The following is an 18765-nucleotide window of genomic DNA, read 5'->3' as shown; positions in this document are numbered from 1 at the left end:
GACATGGTCGACGAAGCTGAGCTCGGGGCGGGACTGCGACAGGCCCGCACGAGCAAGGGACTGAGCCTCCGCTCGGTCGCCTCGGCCGTTGGGATATCCGCGAGCCTGCTGTCGCAGGTCGAGAACGGCAAGACACAGCCGTCGGTGAGCACCCTCTACGCGCTGGTCACGCATCTCGGCATCTCGCTCGACGGGCTCTTGCGGAACCCGTCGAGCGCCCCGGTCGAAGCGACGCGCTCGCCTCAACCTGTGCAGCGGCACGAGGACAGCCCCCGCATCGAGATGACCAACGGTGTCACCTGGGAACGACTGGCGGTCGCCGGATACACTTTCGTCGATCCGCTGCTCACCACCTACGCTCCAGGCGGATCCAGCTCCGCGAACGGCAAGCTCATGCGCCACTCGGGTATCGAATATGGATATCTGATCCGGGGCGAGCTGACGCTCAAGCTCGATTTCGACACCTACGTATTGCGGCCCGGCGACTCGCTGTGCTTCGAATCTCAGCGACCGCACCTCTACCTGAACCACACCGACTCGATCGCGCAGGGGCTCTGGTTCGTCGTGGGCCGGGCCGAGCTCGCAAGCGGCGACGCCGACCGAGACCTCCCAGAAGGCAGCCCGCTCACATCCGCGGCCGATGCGCTTGAGTTGCTGGGCCGGCGATCGCGGCAGTCCTAGCGCCTTTCGAGGGGATTGGGGCTGTGGGAGGTTTTCGTGTTGGCATGGTTGGGAGGCGCGTTTTCGGGGGAATTGGCGCCTTTCGAGGGGGTTGGGGCTGTGGGAGGTTCCGTGTTGGCATGGTTTGGGGGCCGCCTTGGCATGATTCGCGCACCTTTCGAGGGGGTTGGGGCTGTGGGAGGTTCGGTGTTGGATGGGCCATCCCCGCGATCGGTGGAGTGTGGGGGCTGTGTTCCGGAGGTCAAGCCCGGCCTGGCGGCCGCCTCTTCGAGGTTTCAGGCTTGACATCCGGCCCACAGCCCCGGTTTGGCTTTGTATCGCGGGGATGGCCCCGGAGTGGGCTGGCGCAACCGGCGGGTTGCGTTGCCGGGTTGGCGGATTCGGTCATGGCTGGGGCTGGTGCCCGGTCGGCTTGGGGTTGTTCCGTAAGGATTTTTGATCGGTCGTGGTGAGGGGGCGCCTTCGGCGTGTGGTGGATGAGTTTTTGTTGCTGGGTGGGGGTTTTCGGGGTTTTGGTGGAGGTTTTCACCTGATCAAGCGATGCTGGAAAGCGTGCGAATGGGTGTTCGAATCTGGGAGAATGGAGGCATGGCACCGTTGACGGACACCCGGGACGCGAACGTGGAGATGACCTCTTCACGCTCGTCTGTGGTGTCGTGCTCGGACGCCGAGCTCATCGCCCGGATCCAGCGCTGTGAGCAGGCCATGCGGGTGGCGATGATGGAGCAGTTGCAGATCATCGCCGAGGCCGACCGGCGAGGGCTGCACGCCGAACGTGGCGCGAGGTCGATGCAGGTGTGGTTGCGGGAACTGCTCAACATCGACCACCAGGACGCCACAACCCGGGTGACGGTCGCCCGCAACGTCGAGGACCGGGCCTCGCTGTATGGCGAGACGATGCCCGCCGAGCTTCCCCAGACCGCTGCCGCCTTGTCGCAAGGGGCGATCAGTGTTGAGCATGCGCGGGTGATCGTGGCGGGCATTCGCCGGCTGCCCGACTACGCCCGTTGTCACCGGGTGGGGGAGGTCGAAGCGACCCTGGCCGGCTACGCCCGCCAGATGCCGCCGCGTGAGCTGGAGACAATCGCCGAACGAATCAGGTATCTACTCGACCAGGACGGCGCCTACCACGACGAAGCCGACCAGCACGAGGCGCGGGAGCTGCATTACGGGACCGCTCGTGACGGGATGACGGTCGTCAAGGCCCGGCTGGACCGCGAGACCGGCGCGAAATTCGTTGCGCTCATCGAGCCGCTGGCCGCGCCCTGCCCGCAAACCGACGGGGAGAAGGATCCTCGCAGTGCCGGGCAGCGCAATGCCGACGGCTTCGCCGCGCTGCTCGACCTGGCCACCGACTCCGACGGGATACCGCGTGCCGGAGGGCAACGGCCGCACCTGACGATCACCATCGACTTCGAAGACCTCAAACGCGGGCTGGGCTTCCCCGACGAGCACGGCATGCCCGGCACCCTGAACACCGGGCGTGCCATCACCGCCGAGAACGCGCGGCGCATCGCCTGCGACAGCGAAGTACTGCCCATGGTTCTCGACGGAGCTGGCCTGCCCCTGGAGGTCGGCCGGGCCAGGCGAACCGCACCCGCGCACCTTCGCGCCGCGCTACTCCAGCGAGACGGTGCCTGTTCCTTCCCCGGCTGCGACCGGCCACCGGGGACCCCCGACGCCCACCACGTCGTGAGCTGGATCGATGGCGGCCCTACCGAACTGGCCAACATGACGATGTTGTGCGGCTCCCACCACCGGACCGTGCACAGTCAGCGGTGGGAGATCGCGATGCGCGAGGGCAGACCCGTCTTCATCCCACCGTCCACGGTGGACATCGACCGAAGACCGCGACCAGGTGGCAAGGCGCTGCCTGCCCAGCATCGCGAATACCTCCGGGACCTCATCCCCTCCCAGCGGGACCCGGCGGGCGAAACGTGCCGCTCGCGTCCCGCAGCGGCAGCCAGCTGACCGGCGCCGTGGACTTTGCGGCTACCACGGCCGCAGCCAGCCGCCAGGAGGCATTCGTACCGCTGCGGCGCAGTGCCCGGCGGGCGTTACGCACCACGGCTGTGGCTTCGTCTGCGGCAGTCCCTAATCGTCCTGGAACAACTCCGGATGTTGCGCGAGCTCCACGCGGGTTCGCCGGATGTGCAGTTCCAGGATGCGTTCAGCGGAGACCAGATCTCGGTCCCGCAGGGCCTGGATCAGCAGGCCGTGCTCGGCGTTGATGATCCAGCCCCTGCGGGCCACGGTCAGACGAGTGAAAGCCCTGCGGTAATGCTGAGTTGTGTCCCACAACCGCGCGATGATCGAAGCGAGCTCGCCGGCCTGGTGGTGGCGGTATGTGCCCCAATGCAGCCGCCGATCGAGCACCAGGAACTCTTCGACGTCATCCGTCTGCTCGATGCGCTCCTGCAATCCGGCCAGCTCGGAAAGGTCTGCCTCCACGAGATGCGGTGCGGATTCGGCGAGCAGGAGCGGTTCGAGGCGTTCCCGGATCTTGTAGCTCAACTCGCACTCCCGCATGTCCATCTTGGTGACCCAGGCACCCTGGTTCGCACGCAGTGTGACTAGGCCGCGAGACTGCAGGATCCGCAAAGCCTCCCGAACGGGCAAGCGGCTCGTCTGAAGCTCGGCCGCAAGATCATCCTGAATGATCCTGGTCCCGGGCGCGAGCTCGCCCGCGAGAATCTTCCCCCGCAACTGGTCGGCAATCCGCTGGCTGGCGACCGAAGCAGGCACTGCACCATTGCGATCCGGCACACCCCCGCCTCCTCCCGGTGTGGTCACCTGAAGGCGTCCGGATCCCGGTCGAACGCCTTACCGTGTGGGTAGGACACTAGCTCACACTGAAGACCCCACGGCGACAGGAAGTAGATCCATCGCTGTCCCTCGTGCGGCCCCTTGCTCTTCGTCGGCTCGCCGAGGACACGGAGCCCTCGGCGCCGGAGATCAGCGACAGCGGCGTCGAGATCCGCTACGTAGAACGCGAGGTGGTGACCACCGATGTCACTGTTTCGCGGCAACTCCTGACGCTGGGCGGGCGCTTCGTACTCGAACACCTCCAAGATCGCCCGGCCGCCGATGCGGAAGAACTGGATCCGCTGCGCCACGGCCCGGTCATCGACGTTGAGGTGCTCGCTCATCCACCGTCCGCCGTCGTCACGCAGCGGGCCCAGCGTGTAGAGGTACTCGCAACCGAGCACGTCGACGAAGAACTCCCGAGCCTGTTCCAGGTCAGGAACGGTCACTCCGAAATGATCGACTCCGGTGATTCCCGGGATGGGCATCAGACCTCCAATGGATCCAATCTTCCTTGCATCTGGTCCATGACCCTGCCTAAGCTACACCAAAGCGGGTTGATTGGATCCATTGTCGAGAATTTTCGTTCCGAGGAGCATCGATGCCCACCCATGACAACCTGGCCGCCGCTTCCCCGTGGGTTGAGCTGAGGACGTCGTCCGAGGACTGGGACACGGCGGACCCGGATCTGCTCTTGCAGATGCTGGGGCAAGCACTGTGGATCCGGGTTTTCGAAGAGTACGTGCTCGAACTTGCCGGCCAGGGACTCATTCACGGTCCGGCGCACTCCAGCATCGGCCAGGAGGGCGGCGCTGTCGGGTCGATTCTGCCGCTGCGCAGCGACGACTACGTCAACGGTTCACACCGCGGACACCACCAGTTCCTGGCGAAAGCGTTCGGCCACGTCACGTCGCGCAAACCAGGCCTGTTGCCGGAACTCACCGATGACGTGCGTGTCGTGCTGCGTCGCACTCTCGCCGAGATCTGCGGGCTGGCCGACGGATTCTGCCGTGGCCGCGGCGGGTCGATGCACCTGCGCTGGCGCGACGCCGGAGCGATGGGCACCAACGCGATCGTTGGCGGCGGCGTTCCGCAGGCCGCAGGCTTCGCGTTCAACCAACGCCACGCGGGAACCGATGCGGTGAGCGTGACCTACTTCGGCGACGGAGCAGTCAACATCGGGTCGGTGCTGGAAACCTTCAACCTCGCCGCGGCGTGGCGCCTGCCTGTCTGCTTCTTCATCGAGAACAACCAGTACGCGGTCTCCACCTCCGTACAGGAAGCAACTGCGGAGGCCCGACTGTCCGCGCGGGGCCCGGGGTTCAACATCCCGAGCTGGCGCGTCGACGGCATGGATCCACTCGCGGTGAACCTCGCAATGAACGAGGCCCTGGACCACATGCGCGCGGGCAACGGCCCGACGATCGTGGAGGCGGACCTATACCGGTACTTCCACCAGAACGGCCCGTACCCCGGCAGTGCCTTCGGTTACCGCGATAAGTCCGAGGAAAAAGCCTGGCGGGATCGCGACCCGATCGAGCAACTGCGTACTCATGTGCTCCGGCGCAGCCTTGCGACCACAGAGGACATCGCGGCTGCCCTCGAAGAAATCACCGAAGCCATGCGCCAGATCGGTGACTCGCTGCTGGAGTCGGTGCCGGGCGGAAAGCCGGGTCAGCGGCGAATCAAGGCGGCAGAGTGGCCGGACCCCGGCTTCGTCGATGTCGGCGTCCGCGGCGACCTCAGCGAGCTGGAAGGCAGCCGTTACGAGGAAGCCGACACCTTCTCCGCTGAGCTCGGCGAGCGCCGGTTCATCGACGCGGTGAGCGACGTGCTGGCGCGCCGGATGGCGACCGACGAGCGGGTCGTCGTGCTCGGCGAGGACGTCCACCGGCTCAAGGGCGGTACCAACGGCGCCACCAAACGCGCGCTGGAGCTGGTCCCTGACCGCGTGCTCGGTACCCCCATCAGCGAGAACGCCTTCACCGGGCTGGGCGGCGGCATGGCGCTCGATGGTCGGATCCGGCCTGTCGTGGAATACATGTACGCCGACTTCATGTGGGTCGCCGCGGACCAGCTGTTCAACCAGGTGGCAAAGGCACGCCACATGTTCGGCGGCGACAACGCCGTCCCCTTCGTGCTGCGCAGCAAGCTCGCAGTCGGCACCGGGTATGGATCCCAGCACTCGATGGATCCGGCGGGGATTCTGACGAGCGCCCCGGGCTTGCGCGTGGTCGCGCCGTCGACCCCGTTCGACTACATCGGACTGATGAACACGGCTCTGGCTTGTGAGGACCCGGTGGTGGTACTCGAGCACGTCGACCTCTACCCGACGAGCGGTCCGGCTCCGATAGACGATCTCGACTATCGGATCCCGGTGGGCAAAGCGGCCGTGCGCAGGGAAGGCGACGACCTGACGATCATTTCCTACCTCTCGATGGTGCGGCACTGTCTTGACGCGCTCGACCAGGTCGCCGAGGTCAAGGCGGATCTGATCGACCTGCGCTGGCTCGACCGGGCAAGCCTCGACTGGGAGACCATCGCAGGCAGCGTGCGCAAGACCAACCGGGTATTGATCGTGGAACAAGGAGCTGTGGGCACCTCCTACGGCGGCTGGCTCGCCGACGAAATCCAGCGACGGCTCTTCGACTGGCTGGATGCGCCGATCTCACGAGTTACCGGCAAGGAGTCCTCACCCAGTATCAGCAAGGTCCTTGAGCGCGCGGCGATCGCCCGCACCGATGAAGTCGTGACCGCCCTGCGTGAATTCGCTGCCTACTGACCCGAAAGACCAAGGAGCCCACACCATGGCAACGCTGCTGCGCATGCCCGAAGTCGCAGCCGGTGCGACGGAAGCCGTCCTGCTGGAATGGCTCGTGAAAGAGAACGCGCCCTTCAACACGGGCGACCCGATCGCGGTCGTCGAAACCGACAAGGCGTCGGTCGAGGTGGCGGCCGAGACCGGCGGAGTGATCCTGCGAACCCTCGTACCGGGTGGAACCTCGGTCGAGGTCGGCGCACCCATGGCGTTGCTGGGCGCCGACGGTGACGACGCTGCCGACGTCGACCGGCTGCTCGTGGAACTCGGCGTCGGTGTCACGCCCACCCCAAAGTCGGCTCCGGAACGCCGTGAGATTCCCGAATCGGCAACGGAGACGACTCGGCAGCCGACCAGGCCGTCAGAAGACGAGCCACGCCGCGTGTTCATCAGCCCGCTCGCCCGCAAGCTACTCAAGGAAGCAGGTCTGACACCGGAACAGTTGCAGGGCACCGGCCCCAACGGACGCATCATCCGTCGCGACGTCGACAAGGCAATCGCGGAGGCACAAGCCGCCGTGCAGCCCACCCCGGCTCGTCGCTCGGAACAGCCCATTGGCGCGTCGTTTAAGGAGATTCCACACTCAAGACTGCGTCGCGTGATCGCCGAACGCCTCACAGCGAGCAAACAGACGATCCCGCACTTCTACCTCAAACGACGCGCCCAGGTCGACGAACTCCTCGCCTTACGCACGAAGCTCAACCAGGTTTCACCGTCCAAGATCTCCGTTAACGACCTGATTCTGCGTGCTGTCGCGGTCGCACATCAGGAAGTTCCCGAAGCAAACGTCATCTGGACGCAGGACGCGTTGCACCAGTACCAAGCTGTGGACATCGGCGTCGCGATCGCCGGCGAGCGCGGGCTGGTCACTCCGGTGCTACGCAACGTCGAGAAGACCTCGCCGAGCGGTATCGCGGCCCAGGTCCGGGCCTTCGTCGAGCAGGCTAACGAAGGCCGGTTGCGACAGTCCGATCTCGAAGGTGGCTCGATCAGCGTAACCAACCTCGGCATGTACGGTGTCGAGGAGTTCTCCGCGATCATCAATCCCCCGCACAGCGCGATTCTCGCGGTCGGAGCCGCGGTGCCGGAGGCAGTCGCAGCCGGCGAGAGCGTCAACGTCGCCACCCGCCTGTCACTGGTCCTGTCGGTCGACCACCGGGCGATCGACGGCGCCTTGGCTGCGCGTTGGATGGCCGCTTTGGTGCAGGCACTGGAAGAACCGATGCGACTACTCGCCTGAAATGGCGTGTCGATGCCAACCACCTCCGTTACCTTTTTCGTGGCTCTGATCAAGGGCCATGGTCGCCAAGCCCGGCATGGCTTAGGCCCCCAGTCGCACGCGTGATCGGGGGTGTCACCGGGCTTGGTGGCATCGATTTCGTTACCGGCGGCGGATCTCGGCGCCACGGTTGTCCGTGAGCTTGTGTAGGACTTCGCGCTGCATAGGAGCGGGCCATGCTACAAGCAGGTGCTCCTCGGTCGGCTCGCCCTCGGTCACCGGGTGTTCAATTCCGTGGTCACGGCCGCGAGCATGGGCTCGAAAGCGGTAAGTGCCCGGCGCCAATCTTGGTATGTCGCGGGCTTCGATGTCGACCGGCCCGAACACGATGCAGCTCAGCGCGCCGTTCTGCGATCTTGTCGGCGCTGTCGATCGCCGCGTCGGTCCGGACAGGCCACCTTCGACGCCGACGCCGACCTGCTGGCGGCCTTCGTCGACGACAGCTACGAGGTCGTCGCGCCCGGTGACGAGCACCTGTTCATGAATATCGACGAGGCGCTGAGCCAGCTGATGCAGCACGAGCTGTGACCGGCACGCTGCCTTGCAGCGCGCCGCCAGGGCCACACCCGCGCTCTGCTGATCTCCGGGTGGGACATTTTCCGCTCCAGTAGCAGTGTGCGGGAAATGTCAGTGTGCGACGGGCGCCTCGGCGAACTCCAAGCCGACGAACCTCTCAAAGATGCCGCCCGCCCCTGCCAGCTCCACTCCCCACGTCCTGTCGCCGACGACGCCGTCGACTGGTATGTCAGCCCAATCCTGTAACGCCTCCACCGATGCCTTGGTTTTCCGGCCGAAAATGCCGTCGATTCCCTGTGGAGTGATCTGCCACCTGCTCGGAGCCTCGTCGGTGAGCACGGTCTGCAACCGGCTGACGACTCGACCGGTCGAGCCGTTCTTGAGTACCGGCATGGCACTGCCATCCGGCAACGCTGCCCACGTCTTGGAACCGACAATGCCGTCGGGGCGCAGGCCCGCACGTTCCTGGAACCGCTTGACACACTCTTCGGTCGCTCGGCCGAAGACGCCGTCGACAATGAGCTCGGGGGAACGGCCGCGACGCAGTGCTCGTTGGGCACGCTTCACAGGCTCACCCTTGCTGCCGCGCTGGATCGTCGGTTGTCCTGGATTCGCCATGATCATGTCCCCTTTCCTCCCCTTGGATGGTCGGCTCCTGCGAGTGCTATGCATATGGATCCGGAGATTCAATGGAGATCCGGGGACCTGGACTCCCTGCCCAGGATGAACCCTCAGTCCCCTTGGTCCGGCTGCCAAACTAAGGAGCAGCCCCTCCTCCGTGGCCATCGTTGGTGAGCGCGTGACGCCGGTGGCGATTGTTGCTGCTGCGGCGTCGATTCGGATCGCCGTCGACGCGTGAGGGCGCGGTCGGGAGTCCCTGCGGTCGTGCCACCGTGTCGAGGTAGGTACTTACGCCCCTTGCGGAGGGCGGGCCGTCGGCAGAGCGTCACATTCGCGCGGCCCCGTCGACGGGAGGGACGCATGCAGGTACCAGCGACGTTCCAATACGAGAAGGCTGCGAGCGTGGCCGACGCGCTTGCCCTGCTCGCCCGGTACGGGCCCGAGGCGAGGGTGGTGGCGGGCGGGCAGAGCCTGCTGCCGATGATGAAGCTGCGGATGGCCGAGCCAACGGCTCTGGTGGACATCAACGGACTCACCCAACTCGCCAGGATCAGCGTGGACGGAGACGAGCTGTCCATCGGTGCGATCGTCCGGCACGCCGAATTGCTCGCCTCCCCCGTCGTCGGCGAGCACCTCCCGATCCTGCGCGACGCGGAACGCTTGATCGCTGACCCGATCGTGCGCAACCGCGGCACAGTCGGCGGATCGCTGTGCCAGGCCGATCCCTCGGAGGATCTGTCGGCGGCCTTCGCCGCCCTGCGGGCCGTGCTCGTGGTCGAAAGCGCCGGAGGACGCCGGAACGTGGCGATCCGGCAGTTCTTTACCGGCCCCTACGAGACCGTGGTCGAGCCAGGCGAACTGCTGGTGGAAATCCGCGTTCCGATCCGGTCGCACGCCAGCGCCTACCAGAAGGTGGAGCGCCGCGTCGGGGACTGGCCGGTGGCCGCCGCCGGTGCCGTGCTGGAGCTCGATCGGGATCGGGATCGGGTTCGCGAGGTCGGGATCGGCCTGACCTCGGTCGGCGCCGCCGGATTCGTCGCTGCGGAGGCCGAGGACGTCCTGCGCGGCAGGCCCGCTAGCGAAGAGCAGTTCGTCGAGGCCGGGCGGATCGCCGCCCAGCACTGCAATCCGGTTTCCGACCAGCGCGGACCGGAGGACTACAAGCGGCACCTCGCGGGCGTCCTCGTGACTCGCGCGTTGCGCAAGGCGACCGCCCGCTCGCGCGGCGAGGAGGCCTGACATGCAGATCACCACGACCGTGAACGGCCGGGAGTGCACCCAGGACGTCGAACCGCGGCTGCTGCTGGTGCATTTCCTCCGCGACCACCTCGGACTCACCGGCACACATTGGGGCTGCGACACCTCCAACTGCGGTGCCTGCGTCGTGTGGCTGGACGCAATGCCGGTGAAGGCGTGCACGGTTTTGGCGGTGATGGCCGACGGTTGCGACGTCCGCACGGTGGAAGGCCTGGAGACAGAATCCGGGCTCGATCCCATCCAGCAGGGCTTCGTCGAATGCCACGGACTGCAGTGCGGATTCTGCACGCCCGCCATGCTGATGACCGGCCGCTGGCTGCTCAACCACGACCCGGACCCTTCCGAGGAGACCATCCGGGAAGCGATCTCGGGCCAGGTCTGCAGATGCACGGGCTACGAGAACATCGTCCGCTCGATCCGCTGGGCCGCCGAGCACGGATCTGGCGCGCCGGCTGCGGTCGCGGAGGCCGACGAATCCGCAGTGCCCGGCCAGCGGTCCGCCGCCGAGGAGGTGCGGGCATGACGGCAGTAGAAGAACACGGGGCGCCGATGGGATTCGGCCCCATGCACCGGAAAGAGGACGCCCGGTTCATCCGCGGGCGCGGGACCTACATCGACGACGTGCAGTTGCCGGGGATGCTGCACGGCGCGGTGCTGCGCAGTCCGCTCGCGCACGCGAGGATCGTGTCGATCGACACCAGGGCGGCCGAAGCCCACCCGAAGGTCCGGGCGGTGATCACCGGCCAGACGCTCGACGGGCTCGGTCTCGCCTGGATGCCGACCCTGTCCTACGACACACAGGCCGTGCTCGCCACGGACAAGGTGCGTTTCCAGGGCCAGGAAGTCGCTTTCGTGATCGCCGAGGACCGGTACGCCGCTCGGGATGCCCTGGCGCTCATCGACGTGGAGTACGAGCCGCTGCCGGCAGTAGTGGACGCCCTCAAGGCGCTCGACCCGGACGCCCCGGTCATCCGCGACGACAAGGACGGCAAGTCGGACAACCGCATCTTCGACTGGGAATCCGGTGACAAGGCCCGCACCGACGAGGTCTTCGCCCAGGCCGACGTGGTCGTCGAACAGGACCTGCTGTACCCGCGAGTGCATCCGGCGCCCCTGGAGACCTGCGGCGCGGTGGCGGACATGAACCCGGCCACCGGCAAGCTCACCGTCTGGGAGACCAGCCAGGCACCGCACGCCCACCGCACCGTCTACGCCATGGTTGCCGGTCTGCCGGAGCAGAAGATCCGGGTGATCTCGCCGGACATCGGCGGCGGGTTCGGCAACAAGGTCCCCATCTACCCGGGTTACGTGTGTGCGGTCGTCGGCTCGATCGTCACCGGCAAACCGGTGAAGTGGGTGGAGGACCGGGCCGAGAACCTGATGAGCACGAGCTTCGCCCGCGACTACCACATGCGCGGCGGCATCGCGTCCACCAAGGACGGGAAGATCCTCGGAGTCCGCGTCGAGGTGATCGCCGATCATGGCGCCTTCAACGGCACCGCGCAGCCGACGAAGTTCCCGGCCGGGTTCTTCCACGTGTTCACCGGCTCGTACGACCTCCGGGCGGCGCACTGCCACGTGACCGGCGTCTACACCAACAAGGCGCCCGGCGGAGTGGCCTACGCCTGCTCGTTCCGCGTCACCGAAGCCGTCTACCTCGTCGAGCGGATGGTCGACCTGCTGGCCCGCGAGCTGGACGTCGACCCAGGCGAGCTGCGGATGAAGAACCTGTTGCGCCCCGAGCAGTTCCCCTACACCTGCGCCACCGGCTGGGAGTACGACTCCGGGGACTACCCCGCGGCGTTGCAGCTGGCCATGGACATCGCCGGGTACCCAGAACTGCGCGCGGAGCAGCAGCGGAGGCGGGAGCGGGGCGAGTTGATGGGCATCGGCATCAGCTTCTTCACCGAGGCGGTCGGCGCGGGACCCCGCAAGCACATGGACATCCTCGGGCTCGGCATGGCCGACGGTGCTGAAGTGCGGGTGCACCCGACCGGCAAGGCGGTGGTGCGGATCTCCGTGCAGACCCAGGGCCAGGGCCACGAGACGACCTTCGCGCAGATCGTGAGCGACCAACTGGGCATTTCGCCCGACGACATCGAGGTGGTGCACGGCGACACGGACCAGACGCCATTCGGCCTCGGCACGTACGGTTCGCGCTCCACACCGGTCTCCGGCGCAGCCGTCGCGGTGGCGGCGCAGCGGGTGCGCGAGCGGGCGAAGGTCGTGGCCTCGGCGATGCTGGAAGTCAGCCCAGACGACCTGGAGTGGGAGTCGGGACGCTGGTTCGTGCGCGGCGACCCCGAAGCGGGCAGGACGATCGGCGAGATCGCGCTCGCCGCACACTCCACGCTCGAACTGCCGGAAGGCGTCGAAGGCCACCTGGACGCCAGCTGCGTTTACAACCCGCCCAACCTGACGTTCCCCTTCGGCGCCTACATCTGCGTCGTCGACGTGGACGGCGAGACCGGGAAGGTGGCGGTGCGCCGGCTGGTCGCGGTCGACGACTGCGGCGTGCGGATCAACCCCATGATCGTCGAGGGGCAGGTGCACGGCGGACTCGCCGAGGGCGTCGGCATGGCCCTGATGCAGGTGATGGCGTTCGACGAGGAGGGCAACAACCTCGGTGGTTCGTTCATGGATTACCTGCTGCCGACGTCGGTGGAATGTCCGTCGTGGGAGCTCGGTGCGACGGTCACGCCCTCGCCGCACCACCCGATCGGCGCCAAGGGGGTCGGCGAGTCGGCGACCGTCGGGTCCCCGGCGGCGGTGGTGAACGCGGTGCTGGACGCACTCAAGCCGTACGGCGTTCGCCACGCGGACATGCCGTTGACCCCGGCCGCTGTGTGGCGCGCCATGCAAGGTCGTCCACTGAGGACGGATTTGGCGATCGGCTGAGGTGGTGGGATGTGAGCGATCTCGTGGAGCGCAGAGCGGATCTGCGCTCCAGGCGCACGCCGTTCGTGGTCGCGACCGTCGTCCGGGCGCAGCGGCCCTCCAGCGCGAAGCCCGGCGATTCCGCGCTGGTGCTGCCGGACGGGACCGTGGAGGGCTTCGTCGGCGGTGCGTGCGCGGAATCGACCGTGCGCGCGCAGGGACTGCGACTGCTGGACGGCGGAGCTCCGGTGCTGCTGCGGATCACTCCCGCAGTCTCCGAGGAGACGCGCACCGAAGGGCTCGTCATGGTGAGCAATCCTTGCTTGTCCGGCGGATCCCTGGACATCTTCCTGGAACCGATGCTGCCGCCCGTCCTGGTGCGGGTGTTCGGTGATACGCCGGTGGCCCGCGCACTGGTTCGTCTCGGCAGGGAACTCGGGTACGAAGTGGACAGCTCGACAGATGCGGATGCCGGGCTTCCCGCCGACATCGGGGCCGTGGTCGTTGCTTCGCAAGGCCGATCCGAGGAGCCGGTGTTGACCTCGGCGCTGCGGGCCGGCGTTCCCTACGTCGCGCTGGTCGCCAGCCGCCGCAGGGGCGCCGCAATACTCGACCGGCTGGACGTGACCTCAGAGCAGCGGGCGCGGGTGCGGACACCGGCGGGACTGGACATCGGCGCTCAGACCGCATCGGAGATCGCGCTGTCCGTGTACGCCGAACTGGTCATGCAGCGGCCACGCCGGGCAGGGTCGGGCGAGCACGCGCCCATGGCCGTGGACCCCGTGTGCCGAATGGCGGTTGCGATCAATGCCTGCACCCCGTCCGCACACCGCGACGGCCGATCCGTCTACTTCTGCGGACCCGCGTGCCGCGAAGCTTTCATCGACGAGCCAGCGAGATACCCGACATGAGCGAGCCGCCCAGCCCGTTCCGCGATGCCGCCGCCCTGCGGGCGGAGTTGGGCAGTGTCGGATACCTCGCCGACGACGCGCTCACCACCGCGCTGCTGCTCGCGGTGCGGATGCAGCAACCGATCCTGCTGGAAGGCGAGCCCGGTGTCGGCAAGACGGAGGCGGGCAAGGCGCTTGCGGCGGTGTTGGACACCCGCCTGATCAGGTTGCAGTGCTACGAAGGTCTCAGCGCCGCGGAGGCGCTTTACGAGTGGAACTACCCGCGCCAGCTGCTCGCCATCCGGCTGGCCGAGTCGCGCGGTGCGGTGCTGCGCGACGCCGACCTGTTCACCGACGAATACCTGCTGGAACGGCCGCTGCTGGCCGCGATCTCCCACCCAGGACCGCGCCCCGCGGTCCTGCTCATCGACGAGGTGGATCGAGCCGACGACGAGTTCGAGGCGTTCCTGCTCGAACTGCTCGCCGACGCCGCGATCACCATCGCCGAGCTCGGCACCCGGCGAGCCATGGTGCCGCCGATCGTGGTGCTGACGTCCAACCGCACCCGCGACCTGCACGATGCCCTCAAGCGGCGCTGCCTGTACCACTGGATCGCCTATCCCGATGCCGACCGGGTCGCCGCCATCATCCGGCGCCGGGTGAACGCGGCCGATCAGCTGGCTGCCGCCGTGGCCGCATCGGTCGGTCGCCTGCGCCGCCTGGACCTGACCAAGCCGCCCGGAGTGGCCGAGGCGATCAACTGGGCGATGGCGCTGCAGGTTCTCGGCTTGTCCACAGTGGATGAAAGTGCCGCGGAACGAACGCTCGGTGCCGTGCTGAAGTACTCCGAAGACGTCAAGGCAGTGCGCGAAGCGGGGACGACGGTTCTGGTGGGCGAGGATGGCTGATCTGGCTGACCTGGTGGACCTGGTGGCAGCGTTCGGCGCCGCGTTGCGCGCCGAGGGACTGCCGGTCGGGCCGGATCGCTGTGCGCGCTTCACCGACGCCATCGGAGTGGTTCGACCGGCGAACACCCGGGAGCTGCGCTGGTGCGCACAAGCGACCCTGATCTCCGATCCGGACCAGATGCCGGTGCTCGATGCAGTGTTCCGCGCGGTGTTCGAGGGCGTCGTGGACCCGGCTGAGCAGCGCGGACAACCGGAGCATCCGCCGGCGGAGCGGGCGACTCCGCCGACCGGGCCCGGTGGCGTAGAACGGGACAGCGCGAATCCCGGCGGTGCGAACAGGTCGACCACGGACATCGAGGTTCCGGAGTTGGCCAGTGCCGCGGAACAGCTGAGCCATCGCGAATTCACCGAACTCTCGGCCGACGAGCTGCGGTCATTGGCCGCCCTGATGCGCCGATTCGCACTCGTCCCACCGCTGCGGCGGTCACGACGCGACCGCCGCACCGCGCACGGTCGGCGGATCGACCTGCGCAGCACGTTGTGCGCCGCTCGGCGAACCGGCGGGCACCCCGTGCGGTTGAGCAGGCGCAGCCCGAAGCTGCGAGCGAGGAAACTCGTCGTCCTGTGCGACATTTCCGGCTCGATGGAACCGTTCGCCCGAGCATTGCTGCAATTCCTGTACTGCGCGGCCGGCGGAACGCACGCGGAGGTATTCACCTTCGCGACCCGACTTACCCGGCTGACCCGGCTGTTCGCCCACACGCGGCCTCGCACCGCGTTGACGTGTGCGGGTGAGGCCGCCCCGGACTGGTCCGGCGGAACTCGGATCGCCGACGCAGTTGGGGAATTCCTGGACCGCCACGGTCGGCGCGGCATGGCCAGGGGATCGGTGGTCGTGATCGTCTCCGACGGGTGGGAGACCGGAGATCCGCGCGAGCTGGGACGGCAGATGGCGCGGCTGGCGCGGCTGGCGTTCCGGATCGTCTGGGTCAACCCGCGAGTGGCACGTCCCGGCTACCGGCCGATGGCGGGCGGGATGGCAGCGGCGTGGCCGTACTGCGATGTGGTGCTCAGCGGGCACCGGCTCGACGCGCTCGACGAGCTGACCGCAGCGATCCGGCCATCATCGGGTTCTGCAACAAGAAGTTCTACGACGGCGAACTCATTCCGTACACCACCAGCGGCGCCGAGCGGCCGATGATCGTGGTGCGCACGGTCGAGGGAAACCACATGCGCCAGCACCGCGGAGGAGGCCGCTCGAACCAGCGTGAGGTGGACGTCATCGCCGGCGAAGTGCTCCCGGAGTACTGCCGGGGAGTTGCCGACACCGACATCGGCGTCACCACGCCGTACCGACTCCAGGCCGACAAGGCTACCGACGCGCTCGACCAGATCGAGGCCCACACAATCCACAAGTTCCAGGGTCGGCAGAAGAAGGTCGTCATCCTGACCACGGTCCTGGACGAGACCTGGCGTGGGAAGACCGGACTTCGCTTCGTGGACGACCCGCAGATGATCAATGTGGCGGTGTCGCGGGCGGTCCAACGGTTCATCCTGGTGACGAACTACGACATGCTGCCCACCAGCCGCCACATCCGGGACCTGGTCGGCTATATCCGCTACCACAACCCCGGCGAGGAGGTCGCGGACAGCGCGGTGATCTCAATCTTCGACCTGCTCTACACCGCGTACTCGGAACGACTGCGACCGCTCGCCGCGAGGCTAAAGAAGGAACTGAAATACCCGTCGGAAGACATCATCTGGACCGTCTTGCACGACATCCTCGCTGAGCAGCAGTACGCGCACCTGACGGTGAGTTGCCAGATCCTCCTGCGAAACCTCCTTTCCGACCTGAGCCGGCTCACGCCGGAGCAGCTGGCCTACGTGAGAAATCGAGCGTCGGTCGACTTCGTCGTATACAACCGGGTGACTAACCAGCCGCTGCTGGCCATCGAAGTCGACGGCTTCGCCTTCCACGAGAACAACCCGGCCCAGCTGAAACGAGACCTCGTTAAGAACGAGATCCTTCGCGCATACCAGATGCCACTGCTGCGGCTCCCGACCACGGGCAGCAGAGAGGCCCAACGAATCCGGGAGGCATTGGACCACGCCGAAGCCCACTGGGCTCGACTGTCAGCTCGGTGACCCCCGCGTTTCATGTCGCCCGCCACTCTTGATGGGCGACATGGCCTGACGTGGCTTACGCAGGGTCCTCGGTTTCAACGAAGCGTGCTGCCCCCTCGGGTAAGGCTAGCGGAGTCACCACTTCGAGATGCCCATGGTTTCCGCGGCACGATGGATCGCGTCGTATTGTTCTTTCGTCATCCCGTTGTACGTGTGCTTCGGAAGACCCGCATTCTTGCCTTGCTGCTGGAACTCATCCCGTGCCGCGGCCAGCAAGGATGCCCCGTGGTTACTCGGCGCACTGTCCTTGTCGTGCTTCACGTGCGACTTCCTCGCGGTCATGCTGCCGATGTCGGCCAGGATAGTTTTCGCCTTGTTGTAATCTTGGATATTGATCCTCGGCGGGTTCGGTTTGGGCTCGGGCCGTCCTCCGCGCGTTGTCTCACCGCCCTGCGGACCCCTGGAGTTCGGGCCGTCGTTCTTGGGCGGGCGGTTCGGGGGTGGCTTCGGGCCGCTGTTCTTCCCGCTGTCGGCCTTGATCTTGTCGAGGGCCTTCTTCGCATCGCGGAAGGAGCTGCCGAGCTTCTTCAGCATCGGAGCCAGCGCCTTGAGGGCCTTGACGAGCTTCATCGTGATATCGGCGATCTTCGCCGCGACCTTGGCCACCGCAGCGGCCACCTGCGGCACGACCCACGTCATAGCGATCCCCGCGGTGGCGAGCACCTGCAACGCCCACGAAACGAGGCGGCCTACGAGCTCCGCGATGATATCGCGGACGAGCGTCCGAACCGCCGCGACGACTTCCCCCGCCGTACCGATCCCGCTCGACGCACCTTCAGCCCCTTTCTGCGCGGCTTCGAGGAGTTTTCCGGTATCCCCGCTCCGCGCCCGGTAGGCATCCCCAGCCTCACCAATCCAGCTGGCGGTGTCACTGTTGACCAGATCCGCCATCTCGGTGTTAATCGCGGCCAGTTCGTCGCCGACGTTCTTCCAGGTCTCCGAATGCGCCTTGATCTCATCCGGATCACCGGTCAACGAATCCAACGCATCCGACAACGGGCCAACATGCTCCATCAACCAGCCGACACCAGCGGCGAGGATCGAACCGAACGGATCCAACGCCATGCCCAGCGCATCCAGACCCGTCACTGCCGCACCTAGGACACCAGATGCCCAGTCCCCGGACTCGAGGGCCTTCTTCGTCTCATCCACGGACTCCAGAATCGGCACCCCGCTGAACCCCGTCGTGGAGTCCACGCGGTCGGCCACCAACGGATTTGTCACGCATCATCACCTCGAAATCACGAAAGCCCATTAAATTTCTGAGATCTACTTGCTGTCGTGGGCCGGCGTCGCCGCCTGCGGAGCGACCAGGATGAACACGGTTCGCTGATAGCGTTCGGCGCCTCGGCAGCGGACCTGGTGAGTGCTTTGGTCACCTGCTGCGCCTGCTTCACGCGCACGTTCTCGTCAGTCGTGCCCAACGATTCTCCCCACGGGCCGCTAGACCTGGTCCGCAGTTTGAGCACCCCCCAACATCGACGCTCATGCGTATCATAGGACCTTTCGTCCTGGGTTTTGTTGCGAAGTACGCGAATCCGCTTGTTCGGCCCAGTGATATTGCTGCGGCCAGCCGAGACCTCGGCCGAAATTGATTCCGCCGACTGGTGTATTGCACCGGCGGGGAAATCTGGGATATCGCGGGTTGCGCCCAGGTGAAAGCGGGCGACAAACAGGTGTTACCCGCCACAACTTCGCCTGCTGGCGGGGTCACGCGGAGGATCAGGCGGGAGCGGCCGCAGCATTCGAGAAGTTGCTCGCTGACCCGTCTCGGGTGCTCGGCTATGACCCCGACATCCTGCGACTGCGGCATGAGGTTGTCGCGGTGTGCGTACGGCACGGCTCCCTGCATGAGATACCCGGGTTGGTAGTCGGTAACATTCTACTTAGAACGGGGTGTCCAAGCGGACGCGGTTCGCCTGATGGGCG

At 66.6% G+C, this 18765-nt stretch carries 16 protein-coding genes; 12 read left to right on the top strand and 4 right to left on the bottom strand.

Features of this window, described 5'->3' with window-relative positions; all coding sequences use genetic code 11:
• Nucleotides 1-3 precede the first annotated feature (3 nt).
• Nucleotides 4-681, top strand: coding sequence for a helix-turn-helix domain-containing protein (locus BJ970_RS23080; RefSeq protein ID WP_184728178.1), 678 nt, complete (start codon nt 4-6; stop codon nt 679-681).
• Nucleotides 682-1269: 588 nt separating this feature from the next.
• Nucleotides 1270-2652 carry an HNH endonuclease signature motif containing protein gene (locus BJ970_RS23075; protein WP_184728177.1) on the top strand — a complete coding sequence of 461 codons (1383 nt, stop codon included), beginning with the start codon at nt 1270-1272 and terminating at the stop codon, nt 2650-2652.
• Between the two features lie 123 nt (nt 2653-2775).
• Here BJ970_RS23075 and BJ970_RS39580 read toward each other — a convergent pair whose 3' ends face one another.
• Both BJ970_RS39580 and BJ970_RS23065 read right to left on the bottom strand, forming a co-directional pair.
• On the bottom strand, nt 2776-3447 hold the full coding sequence (locus BJ970_RS39580) for a GntR family transcriptional regulator (protein ID WP_184728176.1): 672 nt from the start codon (nt 3445-3447) through the stop codon (nt 2776-2778).
• Between the two features lie 23 nt (nt 3448-3470).
• Nucleotides 3471-3974 (bottom strand): VOC family protein, encoded by a 504-nt coding sequence (locus BJ970_RS23065; RefSeq protein WP_184728175.1) that lies wholly within the window; start codon nt 3972-3974, stop codon nt 3471-3473.
• Between the two features lie 113 nt (nt 3975-4087).
• On the opposite strand from BJ970_RS23065, the gene BJ970_RS23060 reads away from it, so the two are divergent.
• From BJ970_RS23060 to BJ970_RS38140, 3 genes are all read left to right on the top strand, one after another.
• Nucleotides 4088-6268: an alpha-ketoacid dehydrogenase subunit alpha/beta gene (locus tag BJ970_RS23060; protein WP_184728174.1), complete on the top strand. Its 2181-nt coding sequence runs from the start codon at nt 4088-4090 to the stop codon at nt 6266-6268.
• A gap of 25 nt (nt 6269-6293) precedes the next feature.
• A complete protein-coding gene (locus tag BJ970_RS23055) occupies nt 6294-7544 on the top strand; it encodes a dihydrolipoamide acetyltransferase family protein (RefSeq protein WP_184728173.1) in 1251 nt (416 codons plus the stop codon).
• Nucleotides 7545-7817: 273 nt separating this feature from the next.
• On the top strand, nt 7818-8111 hold the full coding sequence (locus BJ970_RS38140; RefSeq protein WP_246470977.1) for a hypothetical protein: 294 nt from the start codon (nt 7818-7820) through the stop codon (nt 8109-8111).
• Nucleotides 8112-8210: 99 nt separating this feature from the next.
• Here the strand turns inward: BJ970_RS38140 and BJ970_RS23045 are convergent, their stop codons facing one another.
• Nucleotides 8211-8723 carry a peptidoglycan-binding domain-containing protein gene (locus BJ970_RS23045; protein ID WP_184728172.1) on the bottom strand — a complete coding sequence of 171 codons (513 nt, stop codon included), beginning with the start codon at nt 8721-8723 and terminating at the stop codon, nt 8211-8213.
• A gap of 357 nt (nt 8724-9080) precedes the next feature.
• Between BJ970_RS23045 and BJ970_RS23040 the strand changes: the two genes are divergently transcribed.
• Genes BJ970_RS23040 through BJ970_RS39575 form a run of 7 tightly spaced genes read left to right on the top strand, consistent with a single transcriptional unit; the run spans nt 9081 to nt 16797 of the window.
• Nucleotides 9081-9959 (top strand): FAD binding domain-containing protein, encoded by an 879-nt coding sequence (locus tag BJ970_RS23040; RefSeq protein WP_184728171.1) that lies wholly within the window; start codon nt 9081-9083, stop codon nt 9957-9959.
• 1 nt (nt 9960) lies between these two features.
• The gene (locus BJ970_RS23035; RefSeq protein WP_184728170.1) at nt 9961-10500 is read left to right on the top strand and encodes a (2Fe-2S)-binding protein; all 540 of its coding nucleotides are present in this window, start codon (nt 9961-9963) and stop codon (nt 10498-10500) included.
• Nucleotides 10497-12875, top strand: a complete 2379-nt coding sequence (locus BJ970_RS23030; RefSeq protein WP_184728169.1) for an aerobic carbon-monoxide dehydrogenase large subunit — start codon at nt 10497-10499, stop codon at nt 12873-12875. The genes BJ970_RS23035 and BJ970_RS23030 overlap by 4 nt, the downstream gene beginning before the upstream one ends.
• A gap of 11 nt (nt 12876-12886) precedes the next feature.
• Entirely contained in the window at nt 12887-13765 is an 879-nt protein-coding gene (locus BJ970_RS23025; protein ID WP_184728168.1) for an XdhC family protein, read from the top strand.
• On the top strand, nt 13762-14652 hold the full coding sequence (locus BJ970_RS23020) for an AAA family ATPase (protein ID WP_184728167.1): 891 nt from the start codon (nt 13762-13764) through the stop codon (nt 14650-14652). Before BJ970_RS23025 ends, BJ970_RS23020 begins: the two co-directional genes overlap by 4 nt.
• A complete protein-coding gene (locus BJ970_RS38135) occupies nt 14645-15853 on the top strand; it encodes a vWA domain-containing protein (RefSeq protein WP_246470976.1) in 1209 nt (402 codons plus the stop codon). Before BJ970_RS23020 ends, BJ970_RS38135 begins: the two co-directional genes overlap by 8 nt.
• Entirely contained in the window at nt 15775-16797 is a 1023-nt protein-coding gene (locus BJ970_RS39575) for an AAA domain-containing protein (RefSeq protein WP_312864466.1), read from the top strand. The genes BJ970_RS38135 and BJ970_RS39575 overlap by 79 nt, the downstream gene beginning before the upstream one ends.
• A gap of 114 nt (nt 16798-16911) precedes the next feature.
• Here the strand turns inward: BJ970_RS39575 and BJ970_RS38120 are convergent, their stop codons facing one another.
• A complete protein-coding gene (locus BJ970_RS38120; protein WP_184728166.1) occupies nt 16912-18060 on the bottom strand; it encodes a WXG100 family type VII secretion target in 1149 nt (382 codons plus the stop codon).
• Nucleotides 18061-18765 lie beyond the last annotated feature (705 nt).

This window comes from Saccharopolyspora phatthalungensis (assembly GCF_014203395.1).
GTDB classification, from domain to species: Bacteria; Actinomycetota; Actinomycetes; order Mycobacteriales; family Pseudonocardiaceae; genus Saccharopolyspora; species Saccharopolyspora phatthalungensis.
Note: the sequence above shows the minus strand (reverse complement) of the source record. Positions and strands in the feature narration are given on the sequence as shown.